Annotated in this window: 15 protein-coding genes and 2 pseudogenes; 5 read left to right on the top strand and 12 right to left on the bottom strand. The window is 65.0% G+C overall.

Annotated features, from left to right (window positions below):
• Position 1 precedes the first annotated feature (1 nt).
• The 12 genes and pseudogenes from P6U30_RS25530 to P6U30_RS25475 form a co-directional block, all read right to left on the bottom strand.
• Positions 2-214 (bottom strand): annotated as a pseudogene (locus tag P6U30_RS25530) (ABC transporter permease); the annotation flags it as partial.
• 4 nt (positions 215-218) lie between these two features.
• On the bottom strand, positions 219-1,160 hold the full coding sequence (locus P6U30_RS25525; RefSeq protein ID WP_407165635.1) for an ABC transporter permease: 942 nt from the start codon (positions 1,158-1,160) through the stop codon (positions 219-221).
• 627 nt (positions 1,161-1,787) lie between these two features.
• The gene (locus P6U30_RS25520; RefSeq protein WP_407165634.1) at positions 1,788-3,299 is read right to left on the bottom strand and encodes an ABC transporter substrate-binding protein; all 1,512 of its coding nucleotides are present in this window, start codon (positions 3,297-3,299) and stop codon (positions 1,788-1,790) included.
• A gap of 16 nt (positions 3,300-3,315) precedes the next feature.
• Positions 3,316-4,422, bottom strand: a complete 1,107-nt coding sequence (locus P6U30_RS25515) for an ABC transporter ATP-binding protein (RefSeq protein WP_407165632.1) — start codon at positions 4,420-4,422, stop codon at positions 3,316-3,318.
• Positions 4,419-5,408 carry an ABC transporter ATP-binding protein gene (locus P6U30_RS25510; RefSeq protein ID WP_407165631.1) on the bottom strand — a complete coding sequence of 330 codons (990 nt, stop codon included), beginning with the start codon at positions 5,406-5,408 and terminating at the stop codon, positions 4,419-4,421. Before P6U30_RS25510 ends, P6U30_RS25515 begins: the two co-directional genes overlap by 4 nt.
• Positions 5,405-6,115, bottom strand: a complete 711-nt coding sequence (locus tag P6U30_RS25505) for a DUF1028 domain-containing protein (protein WP_407165630.1) — start codon at positions 6,113-6,115, stop codon at positions 5,405-5,407. The genes P6U30_RS25510 and P6U30_RS25505 overlap by 4 nt, the downstream gene beginning before the upstream one ends.
• A gap of 222 nt (positions 6,116-6,337) precedes the next feature.
• Positions 6,338-8,143 carry a gamma-glutamyltransferase family protein gene (locus tag P6U30_RS25500; RefSeq protein ID WP_407165629.1) on the bottom strand — a complete coding sequence of 602 codons (1,806 nt, stop codon included), beginning with the start codon at positions 8,141-8,143 and terminating at the stop codon, positions 6,338-6,340.
• Between the two features lie 100 nt (positions 8,144-8,243).
• Complete coding sequence (locus P6U30_RS25495) at positions 8,244-9,239, bottom strand: ABC transporter ATP-binding protein (RefSeq protein ID WP_407165628.1); 996 nt, start codon at positions 9,237-9,239, stop codon at positions 8,244-8,246.
• Positions 9,236-10,219: an ABC transporter ATP-binding protein gene (locus P6U30_RS25490; protein WP_407165627.1), complete on the bottom strand. Its 984-nt coding sequence runs from the start codon at positions 10,217-10,219 to the stop codon at positions 9,236-9,238. The genes P6U30_RS25495 and P6U30_RS25490 overlap by 4 nt, the downstream gene beginning before the upstream one ends.
• On the bottom strand, positions 10,216-11,187 hold the full coding sequence (locus tag P6U30_RS25485) for an ABC transporter permease (protein WP_407165626.1): 972 nt from the start codon (positions 11,185-11,187) through the stop codon (positions 10,216-10,218). Before P6U30_RS25485 ends, P6U30_RS25490 begins: the two co-directional genes overlap by 4 nt.
• A 16-nt stretch (positions 11,188-11,203) precedes the next feature.
• Positions 11,204-12,184 carry an ABC transporter permease gene (locus P6U30_RS25480; protein WP_407165625.1) on the bottom strand — a complete coding sequence of 327 codons (981 nt, stop codon included), beginning with the start codon at positions 12,182-12,184 and terminating at the stop codon, positions 11,204-11,206.
• Positions 12,185-12,287: 103 nt separating this feature from the next.
• Positions 12,288-13,886: an ABC transporter substrate-binding protein gene (locus P6U30_RS25475; protein ID WP_407165624.1), complete on the bottom strand. Its 1,599-nt coding sequence runs from the start codon at positions 13,884-13,886 to the stop codon at positions 12,288-12,290.
• A gap of 198 nt (positions 13,887-14,084) precedes the next feature.
• Here P6U30_RS25475 and P6U30_RS25470 point away from each other — a divergent pair.
• The 5 genes and pseudogenes from P6U30_RS25470 to P6U30_RS25450 all read left to right on the top strand — a co-directional run bounded on the left by P6U30_RS25470 (position 14,085) and on the right by P6U30_RS25450 (position 19,122).
• Positions 14,085-15,338, top strand: a pseudogene (locus tag P6U30_RS25470) (NAD(P)/FAD-dependent oxidoreductase).
• Between the two features lie 111 nt (positions 15,339-15,449).
• Positions 15,450-15,704, top strand: a complete 255-nt coding sequence (locus P6U30_RS25465; RefSeq protein ID WP_407147547.1) for a DUF6489 family protein — start codon at positions 15,450-15,452, stop codon at positions 15,702-15,704.
• An 8-nt stretch (positions 15,705-15,712) separates the two neighbouring features.
• On the top strand, positions 15,713-16,504 hold the full coding sequence (locus P6U30_RS25460; protein ID WP_407165623.1) for an esterase/lipase family protein: 792 nt from the start codon (positions 15,713-15,715) through the stop codon (positions 16,502-16,504).
• 60 nt (positions 16,505-16,564) lie between these two features.
• The gene (locus P6U30_RS25455) at positions 16,565-18,115 is read left to right on the top strand and encodes a WS/DGAT/MGAT family O-acyltransferase (RefSeq protein WP_407165622.1); all 1,551 of its coding nucleotides are present in this window, start codon (positions 16,565-16,567) and stop codon (positions 18,113-18,115) included.
• A gap of 11 nt (positions 18,116-18,126) precedes the next feature.
• Entirely contained in the window at positions 18,127-19,122 is a 996-nt protein-coding gene (locus P6U30_RS25450; protein WP_407165621.1) for an alpha/beta fold hydrolase, read from the top strand.
• The last annotated feature ends 48 nt before the right edge of the window (positions 19,123-19,170 follow it).

Genomic DNA, 19,170 nt, shown 5'->3' with positions numbered 1-19,170 from the left:
TCGGGAACCGCTCTAGCGACCAGCTCGTGGCGATCGGATCGTAGGGCACGATCAGCGGCGCGAAGATCGCGAGCAGAACGAAGAGGGCGATCACCGCAAGTCCGAGCACCGCGCCCTTGCGCCTGACGAGCCGCCGCCAGGCGCGCCGCGCCGGGCTCTCCAGCGTCTCGGAGGCGGCGAGTGCGGCTGATGTCCCGAGCGTGGCGTCGGCCATCGGATCAGCCCCTCAGCCGCGGGTTGACGAGGATGTACGCGATGTCGGCAATCAAATTGAGCGTGATGTAGATCGTCGCTGTCGTCAGCACCACGCCCTGCACCACGGCATAGTCGCGGTTGAACACGGCATCGACGATCAGCTTGCCGAAACCGGGGATCGAGAAGATCTGCTCGGTGAGGACGGCGCCAGACAACAGCGTGCCGAGCTCGAGCGCGCCGAGCGTGATGATCGGCGTCAGCGCGTTGCGCATCGCGTGCTTGAGGATCACGGAGCGCTCGGAGAGCCCCTTGGCGCGCGCGGTGCGGACGTAGTCGCTCTCCAGCACCTGAAGCATGGCGCTTCTGGTGTGGCGCATCAGGATCGCCGCGATTGCGTTGCCGAGCACGAAGGCCGGCATGATGGTCGCGGCGATGCTGGCGCGCCAGTCCTCGGTCAGCGGCACGTAGCCGGAGGCCGGCAGCCAGCCCAGTTCGATCGAGAACAGGAAGATCAGCATGATGCCGAGCCAGAAATTCGGCGTCGAGATGCCCCACAGCGCGAACAGATTGGCGCCATAATCCCAGGCGCTGCCCTTCTTCACCGCCGAGATGATGCCGGCGGGAATCCCAATCAGGAAGGCGATCACGATCGCCATGCCGGCGAGCTGCAGCGTCACCGGCAGCTTCTGCGCGATCAGGCTCAGCACCGGCATCTTGTTGCGCAGCGATTCGCCGAAATCGCCCGACAGCACGCCCTTGACCCAGTACGCGTATTGCACCGGGATCGGCTGATCGAGGTGGTACTGCGCGCGGATCTGAGCGATCACGGCCGGATCGCGCTCCTCGCCAGCCATCACCAACGCCGGATCGCCCGGCAGCAAATGTTGCAGCGAGAAGATCAGAACCGAGACGAAGAACAGCGTCGGGACGATCTGGAGCAGCCGCCTAGCGAGAAAGTTCAGCATGGCAAGCATCCGTCCTTGAGTGAAGAAATGGCGGATGTGACTACACGCTCAACTGTCTCCGTTCCCTTCCCCCTTGTGGGGGAGGGCAATCGCATATGGCGTCTGCGGAGGTTGTTCGCGGCCTCCCTTCGCCTCTCCCGCTTGCGGGGGAGGCCGACGCGTGCGCAGCGCGCGGCGGGTGGGGGCTCCCTCCACGAGACGACTCGCGGAGAGAACCCCCACCCCGACCCTCCCCCGCAAGCGGGAGAGGGAGCCGACTGCCGATGCCGTTGCGACTCGAATCTCATATGCGATTGCTCTGCCTTGTGGGGGAGGGCAATCGCATTTGGGAGAAAAGCGCCCCGCGGCCGTCCTTCGAGACGCCCGCCTTTGGCGGGCTCCTCAGGATGAGGTCTTGTTTTGCGGCACAATAGTAGACCCTCATGGTGAGGAGCGCCGCCTGCGGCGCGTCTCGAACCACGAGGCCGAGTACGTGCCGCCCAAGGCGGCATATGCGATAGCCCTGCCTTGTGGGGGAGGGATAGCGAGGGGGGTAACCCAACGGGATTCTGAGTTCGTGGCACCCCCCACCCCAGCCCTCCCCCACAAGGGGGGAGGGAGCGGAGAGAGTGCCGGTCGCAGCTATTCTCATTTCAGCTTCAGTCCGACCACGCGCACCAGTCCGTCGGGCATCTGCTTGTAGCCTTCGAGTTTTGTGGTGTGCGCGATGATGATGCGACGGTGATAGATGTAGAGAAGAGGCTCATCGTCGAGTTCGAGCTTGGTCAGCTTGGCGTAGATCGCCTTGCGCTGCGCCATATCGGTGGTGAGGCGGGCGTCGTCGAGCGCCTTGTCGGCTTCGGGATTGCTCCAGGCGCTGTAGTTCTGCGGCGCGTTGGCGTGCAGGAAGACATAGGAGTTGCCGTCCGGATCGATCCGGCCGCTCCAGGCCAGCATGTAGGCCTGGTATTCGCCGGCCTCCGCCTGCTTCAGCGAGGTCGCAAACTCGGTCACCCTGATCTTCATGTCGAAGCCGGCTTCCGCCGCCATCGACTGAATGACCTGCGCGCTGCCTTCGGTTTCCGGCCCCTTCGGGACCATGAAGTCGACCGTCACGGGCGGTGTGACGCCGGCCTCCTTGAGCAGCGCCTTCGCCTTCTCGACGTCGCGCGCGCGGATCGGAAAGTCCTTCTGGTAGTAGGGATGCTCCGGGCTGACCCACTGGTTTCCGGGCTTGAACTCGCCGTTGAACACCACCTGGTTGATGGCGTCGCGATCGATCGAGAGGTCGAGCGCCTGCCGCACCTTGGCGGACTGGCTCAAGGGGCCCTTGGCCTTGTCCTTGCCGATGTTGAGCGTGATGCCCTGATAGCCGAGCTCGATCGCGCTCGACACTTTCAGGCGCGAGTCCGCACGCACGTCCTTCAGGTCGGTCGCAAGCACGCGCTCGATCAGGTCGAGCCCGCCGGATTTCAGATTGGCGAGCCGTACCGTGGGGTCAACAATCGGCAGATAGACGATGCGGTCGATGAAGACGTTGTGCTTGTTCCAATAGTCGGCGAACTTCTCCAGCACGATGCGGTCCTGCTGCACGCGCTCGACGAACTTGTAGGGGCCGGCGCAGACCGGGTGCAGGCCGAACTTGTCGCCTTCGGCCTTGGCGGCCTTGGGCGACACCATCATGCCGGCGCGGTCGGTGAGCTGTGCGATCAGCGGCGAGAACGGCGCTTTCAGCACCAGCTTGATGGTGAGGGGATCGACGACGTCGATATGGTCGACGCTGGCGAGCTCGGGCTTGCGGAACGAGCCGGGGAACGTCAGGTGCCGCTCCAGCGAGAATTTGGCGGCCTCCGCGTCGAGCGGCTCGCCGTCCTGGAATTTGACGCCGGGCCGCAGCTTGATCGTGACTTCCTTGCCGTCGGCGGAGGTCTCATGCGACAGCGCAAGCTGCGGCACGATGTTCAGCTTCTCGTCGATATCGAACAGCTTGTCGCACAGTGCGGCAAACACGATGCGTCCGACATAGGTGCGCGCCATGGTCGGATCGAGGACATCGGGGTCCTCGGCAAGGCCAATTCGCAGCGTGGTCTGCGCTTGGGCGCCGGCCACCAGCGACAGCACCAGGGTCGCGGCAGTTGCCGCCAAGCGAAGCGTCCTCATCATCCAGCTCCCATCGTTATGCCTGTGGCGTCGTCCTGACCTGACCAACCCCGGCGCGTCCGGTCCCTTCCGCCGTGGCGCCGAAGGCAGCGACCAATTTCTCCAGCACCGGCGAAAATGCGCCATCCGAGGGCACGATGCTCTCCGGCGGCGGCAGCTCCGCCGTGCGGTGACAGGCCGTGGCATGGCCTGTGCCATCCGCCAGCAATTGTGGCACCTCGCTGCGGCAGCGTTCGATCACGAAAGGACAGCGGGTGTGGAAGCGGCAGCCCTGCGGCGGATGGAGCGCGCTTGGCAGCTCGCCCTCCAGCACGATGCGGCTGCGCTTGGCGCGCGGTTTCGGCACCGGGATTGCCGACAACAGTGCACGGCTGTAGGGATGGCGCGGCGCAGCGAACAGTGCTTGCGCGTCCGCCGTCTCGACGATGGTACCGAGATTCATTACCGCGACGCGGTCGGCAATGTGCTTCACGACCGCCAGATCGTGCGAGACGAAGATGTAGGCGAGCTTCAGGCGATCCTGCAAATCACGCAAAAGGTTCAGGATCTGCGAGCGGATCGAGACGTCGAGCGCCGACACCGGCTCGTCGCAGATGATCAGCTTCGGCTCGACCGCGAGGGCCCGCGCGATCGCGATACGCTGGCGCTGGCCGCCGGAGAATTCGTGCGGATAGCGGCGGGCGAAGCGCGGTTCGAGGCCGACCAGGCGCAACAGATCCTCTACCCGCTCGCGGCGGCGCGTCGGCGGCACCAGATTGTGCAACGCCAGCGGCTCGGTCAGGATCTGGGCCACCGTCATCCGCGGATTGAGCGAGGCGTAAGGGTCCTGGAAGATGAGCTGCGCGTCGCGGCGGAACGCGCGCAACTGCTCGGCGTTGAGCGCGCCGAGATCGCGCCCCTCGAAGCGGACGGTACCGGCGTCCGGCTCGATCAGCCGCAGCACCAGCCGGCTGACGGTGGATTTGCCGCAACCGGATTCGCCGACCAGTGCCAGCGTCCTGCCGGCCTCGACCCTGAAGCTGACGCCGTCGACAGCCTTCACATGTGCGGTCGGCCGGCCGAACACCGAGCGTTCGGCGACGAAATGCTTCTTTAGCCCCTCGACCTCGAGCAGCGCGCTCATGACACCAGCCGTTCCAGCGGCGCCCTGATGCAGCGCGAAGCGTGGGTTGCGTTCAGCATCGCGAGCGGCGGCGGGGATTTCGTGCAGGCGTCCTCGGCGAACGGGCAGCGCGCGGCGAAGCGGCAGCCCGCAGGCGGATTCGCCATGTTCGGCACCATGCCTTCGATGGTGGCGAGGTGGGTGGTGCGGCGGTCGAGTCGCGGGATCGAGCCCAGCAGGCCGACCGTGTAGGGATGCTGCGGATTGGCGAACAGTTCGTCCACCGGTGCGCGCTCGACGATCTCGCCGGCATACATCACCGCGACCTCGTCGCAGACCTCGGCGACCACGCCGAGGTCGTGGGTGATCAGGATGATCGCAGCACCGCTTGCGGCCTTCAGCTCGCGCATCAGGTCGAGAATTTGGGCCTGCAAGGTGACGTCGAGCGCGGTGGTCGGCTCGTCGGCGATCAGGAGCTGCGGGTCGCAGGCCAGCGCCATCGCGATCATCACGCGCTGGCGCATGCCGCCGGACAGCTTGTGCGGGAACTCGTCGATGCGTTTCTCGGGTGAGGGGATATGGACCCGTCGCAACAGCTCGACGGCGCGCTCGCGTGCCTTCCGCCGCGAGCCGCCGCGGTGGCGCAGGATGGTCTCGATGATCTGGTCGCCGATCGTGAAGCTCGGATTGAGCGAAGTCATCGGCTCCTGGAAGATCATCGCCAGGCGATTGCCGCGCAGGTCGCGCAGCGTCTGATCCGGGACATCGAGCAGGTCGGAACCGTCGAAGCGGATCGAGCCCGACACGGTCGCGGATTGCTTCGGCAGCAGGCCCATGATCGCAAGCGAGGTCACGCTCTTGCCGCAGCCGGATTCACCGACCAGGCCGAGCGTGGCGCCGTTGGCGACGGAAAGATCGACCCGGTCGACGGCATGCGTGGTGCGGCCGTCGTCGCCCTGGAAGATGACGCGCAGGCCGTCGATCTCGATCAGCGGACGCGCCGTCATTGCCGGCTCGCTGTCGCGGCTTCGATTCCGGCCTCGATCACGGCGCGATCGGTGACGCCGGCCGGGTTGTCCCGCGTCGGCATGAAGCGGCGGAAATGCACCCAGCGCTCGCGGCTGACGGCCTCCAGCCGCTCCAGCTCGCGCAGGGGTTCGACATGATCGTCGACCCGCAAGTCGAGATCGGACCATTCCTCGGCGCCATAAATCAGCAGCGCCGCCGATTGCTTGCCGCGCTTGTCGCCACCCGCCGCTTCACCGGCAAGCATGGCCTTGATCAGCCGTTGCGGGAACGGCAGCGTCTCATGTGCGGCATAGGTCCGCGCCGTCTCATCCAGCACCGCCGGCCCGGTCAGCATGTTGCCGGCGATCGAAAAGCCGTCGCCCGCGATGTTGCCGAACCAGTCGACGCAATCCTTGCCGGAATGCGCTGCGATGCGGCCCTTGGCGTCAATGATATGCACCTGCCGGCTGTCGCGGCCGGCATCGGCGGCGAGCAGCGCGGCGATGACGTCGTGCGGGCTTTTCCCCTCGCGCAGCAGCGCGAAGCCGTCGATGCCGTAATAGGGATTGACCATCGCCTGGGTTGCGATCGCGCCGATACCGGCAGCGATATAGGGCACCCGCGCGCCGGATGCGAAGAACCGCGTCGCAACGGCGATGCCGAACTGCCCGGTGGCGCTGTCGCGGGCGATGATCGACCAGGTCATCTCATATCCCTATCTCCCTCTCCCCGCTCTCGCGGGGAGAGGGTTGGGGTGAGGGGCTCGTTCCGTCGACAACGGTGTAGGTCGAATATGCGGAGATTCCCCCTCACCCGGAATCCAAGCTCTGCTTGAATTCCGACCTCTCCCCGCAAGCGGGGCGAGGTGAAGTTGGGAGCTGACTCTGCAATCCGACGCGACATCGTCATGCTGTGGCGATCGTCTCGTTTAGCGGCCGGCGGCGTAGCCCTGCATGCCGCGCGGATTGGCCGCGGCGCGGCGACGAGGCCCGACTTTCGAGGCTGCGGTCAGCCGGCCTTCCGACCAGTCGGGACCAATCTCCACCACATGGCCGCGGCGCTTCAATTCGTCGATGGTCGACTTCGGAACCCTGTTCTCCAGCACCAGCACGCCGGGACGCGCGGTGCGCGGCCAGAACGAGATCGGAAAGTGCTCGGAGTGCCAGGCCGGCGCGTCGATCGCCTCCTGCAGATTGAGCTTGGCGTGGACATGGCGCAGGAAGAACTGCGTGATCCACTGATCCTGCTGATCGCCGCCGGGCGAGCCCCAGGCGAGATACGGCTCGCCGTCGCGCAGCGCCATGCTGGGCGACAGTGTGGTGCGCGGCCGCTTGCCCGGCGCGAGCGCGGCGGGATGGTTTTCCTCCAGCCAGAACATCTGGGCGCGGCTGCCGAGGCAGAAGCCGAGTTCGGGAATCACCGGCGAGGACTGCAGCCAGCCGCCGGACGGCGTCGCCGAAATCATGTTGCCCGCCTTGTCGATGATATCGAAATGCACGGTGTCGCCGCGCACTTCGCCGAACCGGCCGACCGTCGGCTCGCCGGCGCCCATGGCGCCGACCGCCTCGCGATGGCCTTCGGCATGGCGCAGCTTGACGACGCCGCCGAAACCCTCGACCGAGCCGGGACGGAACTCGAGCGACGCGTGATCCTTCGAGACGAGCTTGCGCCGCTCGTCATTATAGGAATCCGACAACAGCGTCTCGATCGGGATGTCCGTGAACTTTGGATCGCCATAGAAGGTCTCGCGATCGGCATAAGCGAGCTTGGCGCATTCGATCTGCAGATGGATGAAGTCGGGGCCGGCGGGATCGAGCCCGTCGAGGTCAAAGCCCTTCAGCAGCGCGAGTTGCTGCAGCATCACCGGGCCCTGGCTCCAGACGCCGGCCTTCTGCACCGTGTAACGGCCGTAGTCATAGGTCAGCGGGGCTTCGATGGTCGGCTGCCAGCGCGCCATATCGTCGGCAGTCAGCACGCCGCGATGCGGCGAGCCGGAGACATCCATGACGTCCTGGGTGCGGCAGAATTTGTCGATCGCCTCGGCGACGAAGCCCTTGGACCAGGCCTGGCGGGCGCGCTCGATCTGGGCAACGCGGTCGCCGCCGGCGCTTTCGGCTTCCTTGAGGATGCGCGTATAGGTTTCCGCGAGCCGCTTGTTGGTGAAGAGGGTGCCGGGCTTCGGCACCGCGCCATCGGGCAAGTACACGTCGGCGGACGTGGTCCAGTGCTTCCGGAACAACTGTTCGACGGTCTTGATGGTGGCCGATGCGCGCTCGACCAGCGGATAGCCGTCGCGGGCGTATGAGATTGCGGGCTCGAGCACGTCGCGCAGCTTCAACGTGCCGTAGTCGCGCAGCAGCAGCATCCAGGATTCGAACGTGCCGGGCACGCAGGCTGCGAGCAGGCCGGTGCCGGGCACCATCTCCAGGCCCTCGCTGCGATAATGCGCGATCGTCGCCTTGGCCGGCGCCGGACCCTGGCCGCAGATCACCTCGGTCTTGCCGCGCTTGATATCGTGCACGATGATTGGCACATCGCCGCCAGGACCGTTCAGATGCGGCTCGACCACCTGCAGCGTGAACGCCGTTGCGACCCCGGCATCGAAGGCATTGCCGCCCTTCTCCAGCGTGGCCATGCCGACCGCAGTGGCGATCCAGTGCGTCGAGGTGATGACGCCGAAGGTGCCTTCGATCTCGGGCCTCGTCGTGAACGGATCGGGGTTGATATTGCTCATGGGGCTTCACTTCCGGGTGCGTCTTGTGGCGCGCGCACTTGATCACAGGCGGGCTGGGATGCCAACCGATTGGTTGACATGGCGGCTCCCATCCGCGTGACTATGCCGGAACAGCGGCGGCCGAATTGTTGACGGCGTGGCAGGCGACCCCGTCGATCAGTTCCGGTGTCTTCTGCCGGCAGAGATCGAAGGCGAGCGGGCAGCGCGGGTTGAAGGCGCAGCCCGGCGGCGGATCGATCGGGTTGGGGATCTCACCCTTCACGGGGATGCGCTGGCGGCCGGACATCGCCAGATCAGGCACCGCGCCGAGCAGCATCTTGGTGTAGGGCATCCGCGGATTGTCGAACAGCGTACGGCCCTCGCTGATCTCGACGATCCGGCCGAGATACATCACGCCGATCCGGCTCGCCATGTGGCGGACGACCGCGAGGTTGTGACTGATGAAGAGATAGGTCAGGCCGAATTTGTCCTGCAGATCGCGCATCAGATTGAGGATCTGCGCCTGCACGGAGACATCGAGCGCCGAGGTCGGCTCGTCGCAGACGATGAATTCGGCCTCCGAGGCCAGCGCGCGGGCGATCGCGATGCGCTGACGCTGGCCGCCGGAAAATTCATGCGGGAATTTCAGGCCGTCGTCGGGGTGCAGCCCGACCAGCGACAGCAGCTCGCCGACGCGCGCCTTGATATCGCGCTCGCCCTGGATCAGCTCGAAGGCGCGGATCGGCTCGGCGACGATGGCATCGACCCTGAACCGCGGATTGAGGCTCGCATAGGGATCCTGGAAGATCATCTGGATGCGCCGGCGCAGGCGGCGGCGTGCCTGGGCCTGCCGCGGATCGGTCATCGAGACGCCGTCGATGACGACTTCGCCCGAGGTCGGCGGCAGCAGGCCGACGACCATGCGCGCGACCGTGGTCTTGCCGGAGCCGGATTCGCCGACCAGTGCCAGGGTCTCGCCGCGCTTGATATCGAAGCTGACGCCGTCGACGGCTTTCAGGAATTCGAGATGGCCGCCTTCCAGCACGCGGTTGAGCCACGGCTTCGAGACGTCGAAGACGCGGCGCAGGTTCTTGACCTCGATCAACGTCGCGCTCATGCCGCCGTTTCCTTCGCCGGCTCGAACAGATGGCAGGCGACAGATTGCGCGCCCTGCCTGACAGGCTCGGGCCGTTCGACGCGGCAGCGGTCGAAGGCGAACGCGCAGCGTGGGTTGAACGGGCAGCCCGGCGGAATCGCCGACAGTCGTGGCATCGAGCCGGGAATCTGCACCAGCCGCTTGTCTTCGCCCGCAAGCGTCGGGATCGCGCCCATCAGGCCCTTGGCGTAGGGATGCAGCGGATTGCGCACCACGTCCTGCACCGGGCCGATTTCCGCAATCCGGCCGGAATACATCACCGCGACGCGGTCGCAGGTCTCGGCGATCACGCCCATGTCGTGGGTCACCAGCATCACCGCGGTGCCGTGATCGCGGCCAAGCCGCTTGATCAGCGCAATGATCTGCGCTTGCACGGAGACGTCGAGCGCGGTTGTCGGCTCGTCGGCGATGATCAGTTCAGGCTCGGCGCAGATCGCCAGCGCAATGACGACGCGCTGGCGCATGCCGCCGGAGAATTCGTGAGGATAGCCGTCGATGCGCTTTTCCGGAGCGGGAATGCCGACCTCGGCGAGCAAGTCGATGGCGCGCCGGCGCGCGGCGCTCTCGCTGAGGTCGGTGTGGGTACGGATGGTCTCGACGATCTGATCGCCGATCCGGTAGAGCGGATTGAGGCTGGTCAGCGGATCCTGGAAGATCATGCCGATCCGCTTGCCCCTGATACGGCGGATCTCTTCCGGCGGAAGGTGATCGATCCGCGTGCCCGACAGCTCGATCTGGCCGCCGGAGATGCGGCCGGGCGGGTCGATCAACCCGATCACGGCGAGCCCCGTCACCGATTTGCCGGCGCCGGATTCGCCGACGACGCCGAGCACCTCGCCCTTGGCGATGTCGAACGAGACGCCGTTGATGGCGCGCAGCGTGGCGCGCCGGGTGACGAACTCCACCTCGAGGTTGCGCACGGAGAGAACGGGCTTGTTCATCGGAGCTTCGGATTCAATGCGTCGCGCAGCCAGTCGCCGAGCAGGTTGATGGACAGGATCAGGCCGGCAAGCGCAACGCCCGGGAAGGCGACGATCCACCACTCGCCCGCGAACAGATAGTTGTTGCCGATCCTGATCAATGTGCCGAGCGAGGGCATGGTGTCGGGCATGCCGGAGCCGAGGAACGACAGCGTCGCCTCGGTGATGATTGCGAGCGCGAGGTTGATGGTGGCGATCACGAGGATCGGGCCCATCGTGTTCGGCAGCACGTGCCGCAGCATGATCTTCGGCGCGGGCAGGCCGATGAGCTGCGCGGCCGCCACATAGTCCTTGTTCTTCTCGACCATCACGGAGCCGCGCACGGTGCGGGCATATTGCACCCAGAAACTGAGGCCGATCGCGATCACGAGCACGCCGAGCGTGGCGGTCTCGTCGAGCCGGTTGCCGAGCAGCGACTTGGCGACGCCGTTGACCAGCAGCGCGATCAGGATCGCCGGAAAGGTGAGTTGCACGTCGGCGATCCGCATGATGACGCTGTCGGCCACGCCGCCGAAATAGCCCGCGACCAGTCCGAGCGCGATGCCGAGTGCGCCGGCGAAGATCACGCCCGACGCGCCGACCGCGAGCGAGATCCGCATGCCGTAGAGGATCGCGGAAAAGACGTCGCGGCCCTGCTCGTCGGTGCCGAGCAGGAACGGGCCCTGGCCGTCGGCCATCCATAGCGGTGGAATCCGAGAATTGATGAGCTGGAGCTGCGCCGGATCGAACGGGTTCTGGACCGCAAGCCAGGATGCGAAGATCGCGAGCAGGAAGAGCAGCGCAGTGACCGCGGCCGCCGCCATGGTCAGCCTCGAGCGGCGGAACGAATAGAAGACGTCGCTGTCGAGCGCGCGCGTGAACCAGCCGGCGCCGGTGCGCGGGCCTGGCGCGTTGTCTTCACTGCGATGGGGAACGACGGCGTCGGACATGGATCGGTCTCTCGCCTCAGGTCGCGCGGCTGACGGTCGTGCGCAGCCTCGGATCGACGACGGTATAGAGGATATCGACCACCAGGTTGATGGTGACGAAGATCAGCGAGACCATCAGAAGATACGCGGCCATGATCGGGATATCGACATTTTGCACGGCCTGCACGAACAGGAGCCCCATGCCCGGCCACTGGAACACGGTTTCGGTGATGATCGAGAATGCAATAACCGAGCCAAACTGCAGGCCGGCGACCGTGATCACCGGAACCAGCGTGTTCTTCAGCGCGTGGCCGAAATGGATCGCGCGCGTGGTCAGTCCGCGGGCGCGGGCGAAGCGGATATAGTCGGTGCGCAGCACCTCCAGCATTTCCGCACGCACCAGCCGCATGATCAGGGTCATCTGGAACAGGCCGAGCGTGATCGCCGGCATGATGATCGCTTTCCAGCCGGACACGGTGAGAAGTCCCGTGCTCCACCAGCCGAGCTTCACGACCTCGCCGCGGCCGAACGAGGGCAGCCAGCCCAAGGTCACCGCGAACAGATAGATCAGCAGGATGCCGATCAGGAAGGTCGGCAGAGAAATGCCGATCAGCGAGACCGCCTGGAATAATTTGGCCAGGATGGTGTTACGGCGCAGCGCCGAATAGACCCCCATCAGAATGCCGGCCACCATCGCCAGCAGCGTCGCGCAGATCGCAAGCTCCAGCGTCGCCGGCATGCGCTCCGCGAGCAGCGAGGAGACCGGCAGGCGGAACTGGTAGGACACGCCGAATTTGAACTGCAGCGCATTGACGAAGTAGCGGCCAAATTGCACCAGCACGGGATCATCGAGGCCGAGCGAGTGCCGGATTTCGGCCCGCTGCGCGGCGGAGGTGTCGATCGAGACCATCTGGTTCACCGGATCGCCGGCGAAGCGGAACATCGCGAACGCGATGACGCCGACGGCGAGCATGACGCCGATGGCCTGCAGTAGGCGACGAAGAGTGAAAGCGAGCATCTCTACCTTTCACTGCTTTTGACATCCGGCGCGCGGCGTTGCGCGGCCGGAAAACGAGAGGTCCCGGAAGCAGGCGCTTCCGGGACCCAATTCGCCAAAACCACTATTCACCCTGTTTGGTCGCCCAGTAGAGCAGGACCTGGTTGTCCGCACGCTGGACCAGCTTGACCTTTTTCGACACGCCCCACACCAGCGGTTGCTGATGCAGCGGAATGTAGCCGTCGTCCTTGATAACGATGTCGTAGGCCTGCTTGATCAACTGGTCGCGCTTGGCCGTGTCGCTCTCGACCAGGACCTTGTCGGTCAGCGCGTCGACGTCCTTGTTGCAATAGCCGCCGAGATTGGCCTCGCCACGGGTCGAATCCTTCGGATCGTCGCGGCAGCCGAGGATGTCATGCAGCACGTTGTGGGAGTCTGAGGTCGCGGGCGTCCAGCCCAGCATGAAGAACGAGGTCTGGTAGCCGCCGGGCTTCAGCACCTTGGCGAAATACTGCGCCTTCGGCTGCGCCAAGAGGTCCACCTTGACCCCGATGCGGGCCAGCATGCCGACCACCGCCTGGCAGATCGCGGCGTCATTGACGTAGCGGTCGTTCGGGCAGTCCATGGTGACTTCGAAACCGTTCGGGTAGCCGGCCTCGGTGAGGAGCTTCTTGGCGGCATCCGGATCGGCCTTCGGCCGGGTGAAATCCTTCGACAGCGGATAAAGCTCGGGCGCGATCATCAGCGCCGAGGGCGTCGACATGCCGCGCATGACGCGGGTCTTGATCAGATCGACGTCGATCGCCTTGTAGAAGGCCTCGCGGACGCGGATGTCCTTGAACGGATTCTTGCCCTTGACGTTCGAGTACAAGAGCTCGTCGCGGGCCATATCCATGCCGATGAAGATGGTGCGGATCTCCGGTGCGGTCATCACGGTGGCGACGCCGCTCGCATTGACACGCTGGATGTCCTGCAGCGGAACCGGCTCGATCACGTCGACCTCGCCCGAGAGCAACGCGGCGACGCGAGTAGCGTCGGAGCCGATCGAGGTGAAGATGATCTCCTTGAGATTATGCTCAGGCTTCTTCCAGTAGCCCGGAAACGCCTTGAACACGGTCTTCACGCCGGGCTGGTGGCTCTCGATCGTGAAGGGGCCGGTGCCGTTCTCGTGCAACGCAGCGTAGCTCGGCGTGGTTGCGGAGGCCGGCGTCGGTGCGACGGAGTTGTTCTCTTCGCACCACTTCTTGTCCATAATGTACCAGCTATCCCATTGCGAGATCAGGATGGGATTGGGCGAGTCCAGCGTCACGTCGACGGTGTAATCGTCGATCTTGGTGAATTTTGCGTCGGCCGGGACGTTGCTGAGGAAGTTGGAGCCCTTGGCGCGGACACGGTCGGCGGAGAACAGGACGTCGTCGGCGGTGAAGGGATCGCCATTGTGGAATTTGACGCCCTTGCGCAGATGGAAGCGCCATTTGGTCGGGCTCAGAGTCTCCCAGCTTTCTGCTAGGGCAGGGATGATCTTGAGGTCTTTGTCGCGCGCGGTCAGGCCCTCGTAGACATGGGCATGATGCGCGATCGTGGTGGTTTCCTTCAGCGTATAGGGGTCCAGCGATTTGAGCTCGCCCTGGTTGGCGTAGCGCAAGGTCTGGGCTGATGCCGGCAGGGCACAAACGAGCAAAGCGACGGTGGTCGCCGCAAACAAACGCCAACATACCGACATGTGATTCAACGTCCCCCGTAATTGTCCGCCGGCTGCTGACATCCGGCTGCTGTTGCGGCCCATGTTGCCAGAGTTTGCTGCCCACGCAAGCACGATTTCCCAAAGGGTTAGCCGGTTTGCGCGGGTGCGCCGCAATGACTAGGATTTCAAGATAAGGGGTAGCCGCGAGCGCGCGACATTCAACTTTCGGAGTGCCGGATGGCGGAATTGAAGGCCGACACCGTAGTCCTGGGGGCAGGAATGGTCGGCGTCAGTGCTGCCTTGCACCTGCAAAAGCGGGGCCGGGACGTGGCCCTGATCGATCGCCACAGTGTCGCCGGTGAAGAAACGAGCTTCGGCAATGCCGGCATCATCGAGTGCGCGTCGATCTTTCCTTACATGTTTCCGCGCGACATCGGCGAGATCCTCAACTACGCGCTGAATCGCACGCCGCAGATGCGCTATCGCGTCGTCGACCTGCCGGAGTTCCTGCCTTGGCTGTTTCGCTACTACCTCGCTTCGTCGCCGGCGCGAGCGCTTGCCAGCGCCCATGCCGAGTTGCCGTTGATCAGGCAGAGCCTCATCGAGCACGAGGCGCTGGTCGCTGAGGCGGGCGTGCCGGGTCTGCTGCGCAAGACCGGATGGCTGAAGCTGTATCGCTCCGAGGCCTCGCTGGCCAAGGCGGTGCACGAGGTCACGCGCGCCAAAGAGTACGGCCTCGACAATGAGGTGCTCGACGCCGAGGCGATCGTGGCGCGCGAGCCGCATCTGACCGGTACGTTCGCAGGCGGGGTGTATCTGCCGACGCCGGGCTTCGTTCCGGATCCCGGCGGGCTCGTCAAGGCCTATGCTGCCCTGTTCGGCCGCCGTGGCGGCCGCTTCTTCGTCGGTGACGGCCGTACGCTCGAGTAGCACGGCAGAAACTGGCGGATCGCGACGCTGCAGGGTTCGATCACCGCGCGCGAGGTCGTGCTCGCGATGGGACCGTGGTCCGATCAGGTGCTCGCACCGCTCGGCTATGCGATCCCGCTGCAGGTCAAGCGCGGCTATCACGTCCATGTCGCGCCGCGTGACAATGCCGTGATGAATGCGCCGGTGCTGGATGCCGATCTTGGCTACTGCCTCGCCCCGATGAACCGTGGCATCCGCGTCACCACAGGCGTCGAATTCGCGAGCCGTGACGCGCCCCCATCGTCAGCCCAACTCGATCTGGCGGTGCCGCGGGCGCGGAAGCTGTTTCCGCTCGGCGAGGTCATCGACGCAAAGCCCTGGAAGGGCGCGCGGCCGTGCCTGCCGGACATGCTGCCGGTGATCGGCCGGGCGCCGCGGCATCCCGGCCTCTGGTTCGATTTCGGCCATCAGCATCATGGCCTGACGCTTGGACCGGTCACCGGCCGGCTGCTCGCGGAGATGATGACTGGCGAAACGCCGTTCGCGGATACCGGTCCATTTGCCGCGGAACGGTTTGGTTGACCATAACGGATGATTGAGGCCGACTGAGGCTCGGTGCAGATCGGGTCGCTTGCATGACTCACCCTGTCGCGGTGATACTGATGCTGATGAGGCGCATGTGAGGAGGCGGATATGAAGGTCAATGTCGAGATAGATTGCACGCCCCTCGAAGCGCGGCAGTTCTTCGGACTGCCCGACGTGGCGCCGATGCAGACCGCCGTCATGGACAAGTTGCAGCAGCAGATGCTGTCGAACATCGAGAAGATCTCGCCGGAATCGTTGATGCAGAGCTGGTTCACCTTCGATCCCAAGCTCGCCGAACGCTTTCAGGACATGTTCGTGGCGATGGCCGGTCTCGGCGGCATGGGCAAGAAAGACAAGAAATAGGGGCCGCCATGGACAGGAGCGCCGATGCGGCCGAGCGCCGGTTGCGCCCGCCAAGCTTGTTTCTGATGCTGGCCGAGGCGCGCGGTGTGTTTGAGTTCAATACAAGCCTGCTGCTGTCGCCGCTCCTGATGCAGGCGCCGAAAGGCGACGGCCATCCGGTCCTCACGCTGCCGGGCTTCCTCGCCGGCGACCTTTCGATGGCGCCGATGCGGCGCTATCTGAAGGAGCTCGGCTACGATGCCCATGCCTGGAACATGGGCCGCAATTTCGGCGGCGTTGCCAGCCGGCGCGTGGCACTGCGCGATCTTCTGAGGCAAATCCACTTGGCGTCCGGGCGCAAGGTCTCGATCGTCGGCTGGAGTCTGGGCGGCGTCTACGCGCGCGATCTTGCGGTGCAGATGCCCGAGCTGGTGCGCTCCGTCATCACGCTGGGCAGTCCGTTTGCCGGTGACATCCGTGCGACCAACGCGACGCGGCTCTATGAGTTCTTGTCCGGCGAGGCGGTGGATGACATCCCGGAGATCCGCGCAGCGATCGCCGGCGACATGCCGGTGCCCACGACCTCGATCTATTCCCGCACCGACGGCATCGTGAACTGGCGGACCAGCCGGGTGCAGCCGTCGCCGACGGCGGAGAACATCGAGGTGCATTTCGCGAGCCACATCGGGCTCGGTGTCAATCCGGCCGCGCTGTGGGCGCTCGCCGACCGCCTCGCGCAGCCGGAGGGCGAATTTCGTCATTTTAACCGGTCCGGTCCCTTTGCCATTGCCTATGGGCCCGCGGAACAGGCACTATCCTGAGCTGACAACAAGAAGCGCCGCCAGGGCGCCCGCACGAGTTCTTGCTCTCGGGAGGAAACCATGGGCGACGCCAAGAAGCTGTCCTCGCTGGACGCATCGTTTCTCTATCTGGAAACGCCGGAAATGCCGATGCATGTCGGCAGCATGGCGATCTTTCGCCTCCCCGAGGACTACAAGGGCGATTTCTTCGAGGCGTTCAAGGCGATGCTCGCCTCGCGTCTGCACATCGCGCCGATCCTGAAGGCACGCCTGCAGAAGGCGCCGCTCGACATCGATCATCCGTCCTGGGTCGAGGACGATCAGTTCGATATCGACCGCCACATCTTCCGCGCCAGCCTGCCCGAGCCGCGCGACCGCGCGACGCTCGAGCGCATCGTCGGCTGGATGCATGCCAAGCTGTTGAACCGCGCTCGCCCGCTTTGGGAGTTCTACGTGTTCGAGGGCATGAAGGACAACGAGATCGGGCTTTATTCCAAGATGCATCATGCCTGCATCGACGGCGGCGCAGGGGCTGCGCTGACCAGCATGATCTATGACGTGACGCCGGTGCCGCGCCAGGTCGATCCGCCGAGCGCGAAAAAGGTCGCGCAAGAGCCGCGCGACATCGCCGCCAATCTGCTCGACGCCTATCAGCAGCTCTGGACCCAGCCCTTCGAGGCAGCGGCCGCGGCGCAGAAGAACCTCGAGCTGCCGCGCTCGGGCAAGAGCGACCTCGGCTCGATCCTGTTCGACAATGCCATGTTCCAGATCGAGAACGCGGTGAAGTTTGCCGGCAGCATGCCGACCGTGCTGAAGAGCCTGTCGGACGTGGTAGCCAAGGTCGCCGATCCGAGGTCGCGCGACAGCCTGCAGGCGATGTCCTCGCCGCCGACCATCCTGAACAAGGCGATCTCGTCCGAACGCAGTTTTGCCGGGACATCGATCTCGCTGTCGCGAGCCAAGGCGGTGGCAAAGGCGTCCGGCGGCAAGCTCAACGACGTCGTGCTTGCGCTCGCCTCCGGCGTGGTACGGCGCTATTTGATCAGCCAGGGCGCGCTGCCGAACAAGTCGCTGACCGCAGGTGTGCCGATCTCGCTGCGCGAGGAGGGCAATGCCGACTCCAACAACCAGGTGTTCGGCATGATCTGCTCGATCGCGACCGATGTCGAGGACCCCCGGAAGCGGCTGGAGACCATCATCGCGCAATCCACCAAGTCTAAGGAAATGTCGCATCCGCTGCGCGCCCTGATGCCGCAGGTCTCCAACATCTCGTTGTTGGGCGCGCCAATCCTGGTCCAGGTCATGTCGCTGCTCTATAGCCGCTCTGATCTTTCCAACGTGCTGCCGCCGGCGGTCAACATCACCGTTTCGAACGTGCCTGGGCCGCGGCAGACGCTGTACGCCGCCGGCGCTGAGCTGTTGCACATCTTCCCGGTCTCGATCTCGACCCACGGTGTCGCGCTCAACATCACCGTGCAGAGCTATCGCGATCAGCTTGATTTCGGCTTCATCGTCGGCGCCAACATCATTCCCCACGTGCAGGTTCTGTGCGACATGCTGCCGCTCGAGTTCGATGCACTCGAGGCGGCGTTCGCGCCTCCGCCTGCGGACATCAAGGGCGCGGCCGAATAGGAGGTCTCCCAATGATTGAAATGCCGACGCTGCAGTTCGCCGAGACCAACGGCATCCGCATGGGGTTTTACGAAGCAGGCCCTAAGACCGACGTGCCGCCGGTGGTGTTGTGCCACGGCTGGCCGGAGCTGGCCTTTTCCTGGCGTCATCAGATCAAGGCGCTCGGCGAGGCCGGGATCCGCGTCATCGCGCCGGACCAGCGCGGCTATGGCGCGACCGACCGGCCGGAGCCGGTCGAGGCCTATGACATGGAGCATCTGACCGCCGACCTCGTCGGGCTGCTGGATCATCTCAAGATCGACAAGGCGATCTTCGTCGGCCATGACTGGGGCGGGTTCGTCGTCTGGCAGATGCCGCTCCGGCATCCGTCGCGGGTCGCCGGCGTCGTCGGCGTCAACACGCCGCATTGGGATCGCGCGCCGATGGATCCGATCGCGCTGTTTCGCCAGCGTTTCGGCGACCAGATGTATATCGTCCAGTTCCAGGATCCGGCCCGCGAGCCGGACCGCATTTTCGGCAGTCGCGTCGAGCAGACTTTCGATGCTTTCATGCGCAAGCCCGTGGCGCGTCCTCCGGGCACGCCGGAGGAGCAGCCGATCGCCGGCGTCGGCGCGTCGGCCCGGCTCAACCTCGCGTTTCCGCAGATGATCGCGAACTACGATGCCAAGCATGATCCGCGCACGCCGATCCTGTCGGCGGAGGAGAAGAAGGTGTTCGTCGACACCTTCACCAAGACCGGCTTCACCGGCGGCATTAACTGGTACCGCAACTTCACCCGCAACTGGGAACGTTCGGCTGGTCTCGACCATCACGTGCGGGTGCCCGCGTTGATGATCATGGCCGAGAACGACGCCGTGCTGCCGCCGTCCGCCACTGACGGCATGGAGAGGCTGGTGCCGGACCTCGAGAAATACCTGGTCCACGACAGCGGCCATTGGACGCAGCAGGAAAAGCCCGAAGAAGTCAGCGCCAAGCTGATCGAGTGGCGTAGAAAGAAATTCGGCTAGACGTCATCCTGAGGTGCGCGCCGTCTTCGGCGCGCCTCGAAGGATGAG

This window comes from Bradyrhizobium sp. ORS 111 (assembly GCF_045571485.1).
GTDB lineage: Bacteria > Pseudomonadota > Alphaproteobacteria > Rhizobiales > Xanthobacteraceae > Bradyrhizobium.
Note: the sequence above shows the minus strand (reverse complement) of the source record. Positions and strands in the feature narration are given on the sequence as shown.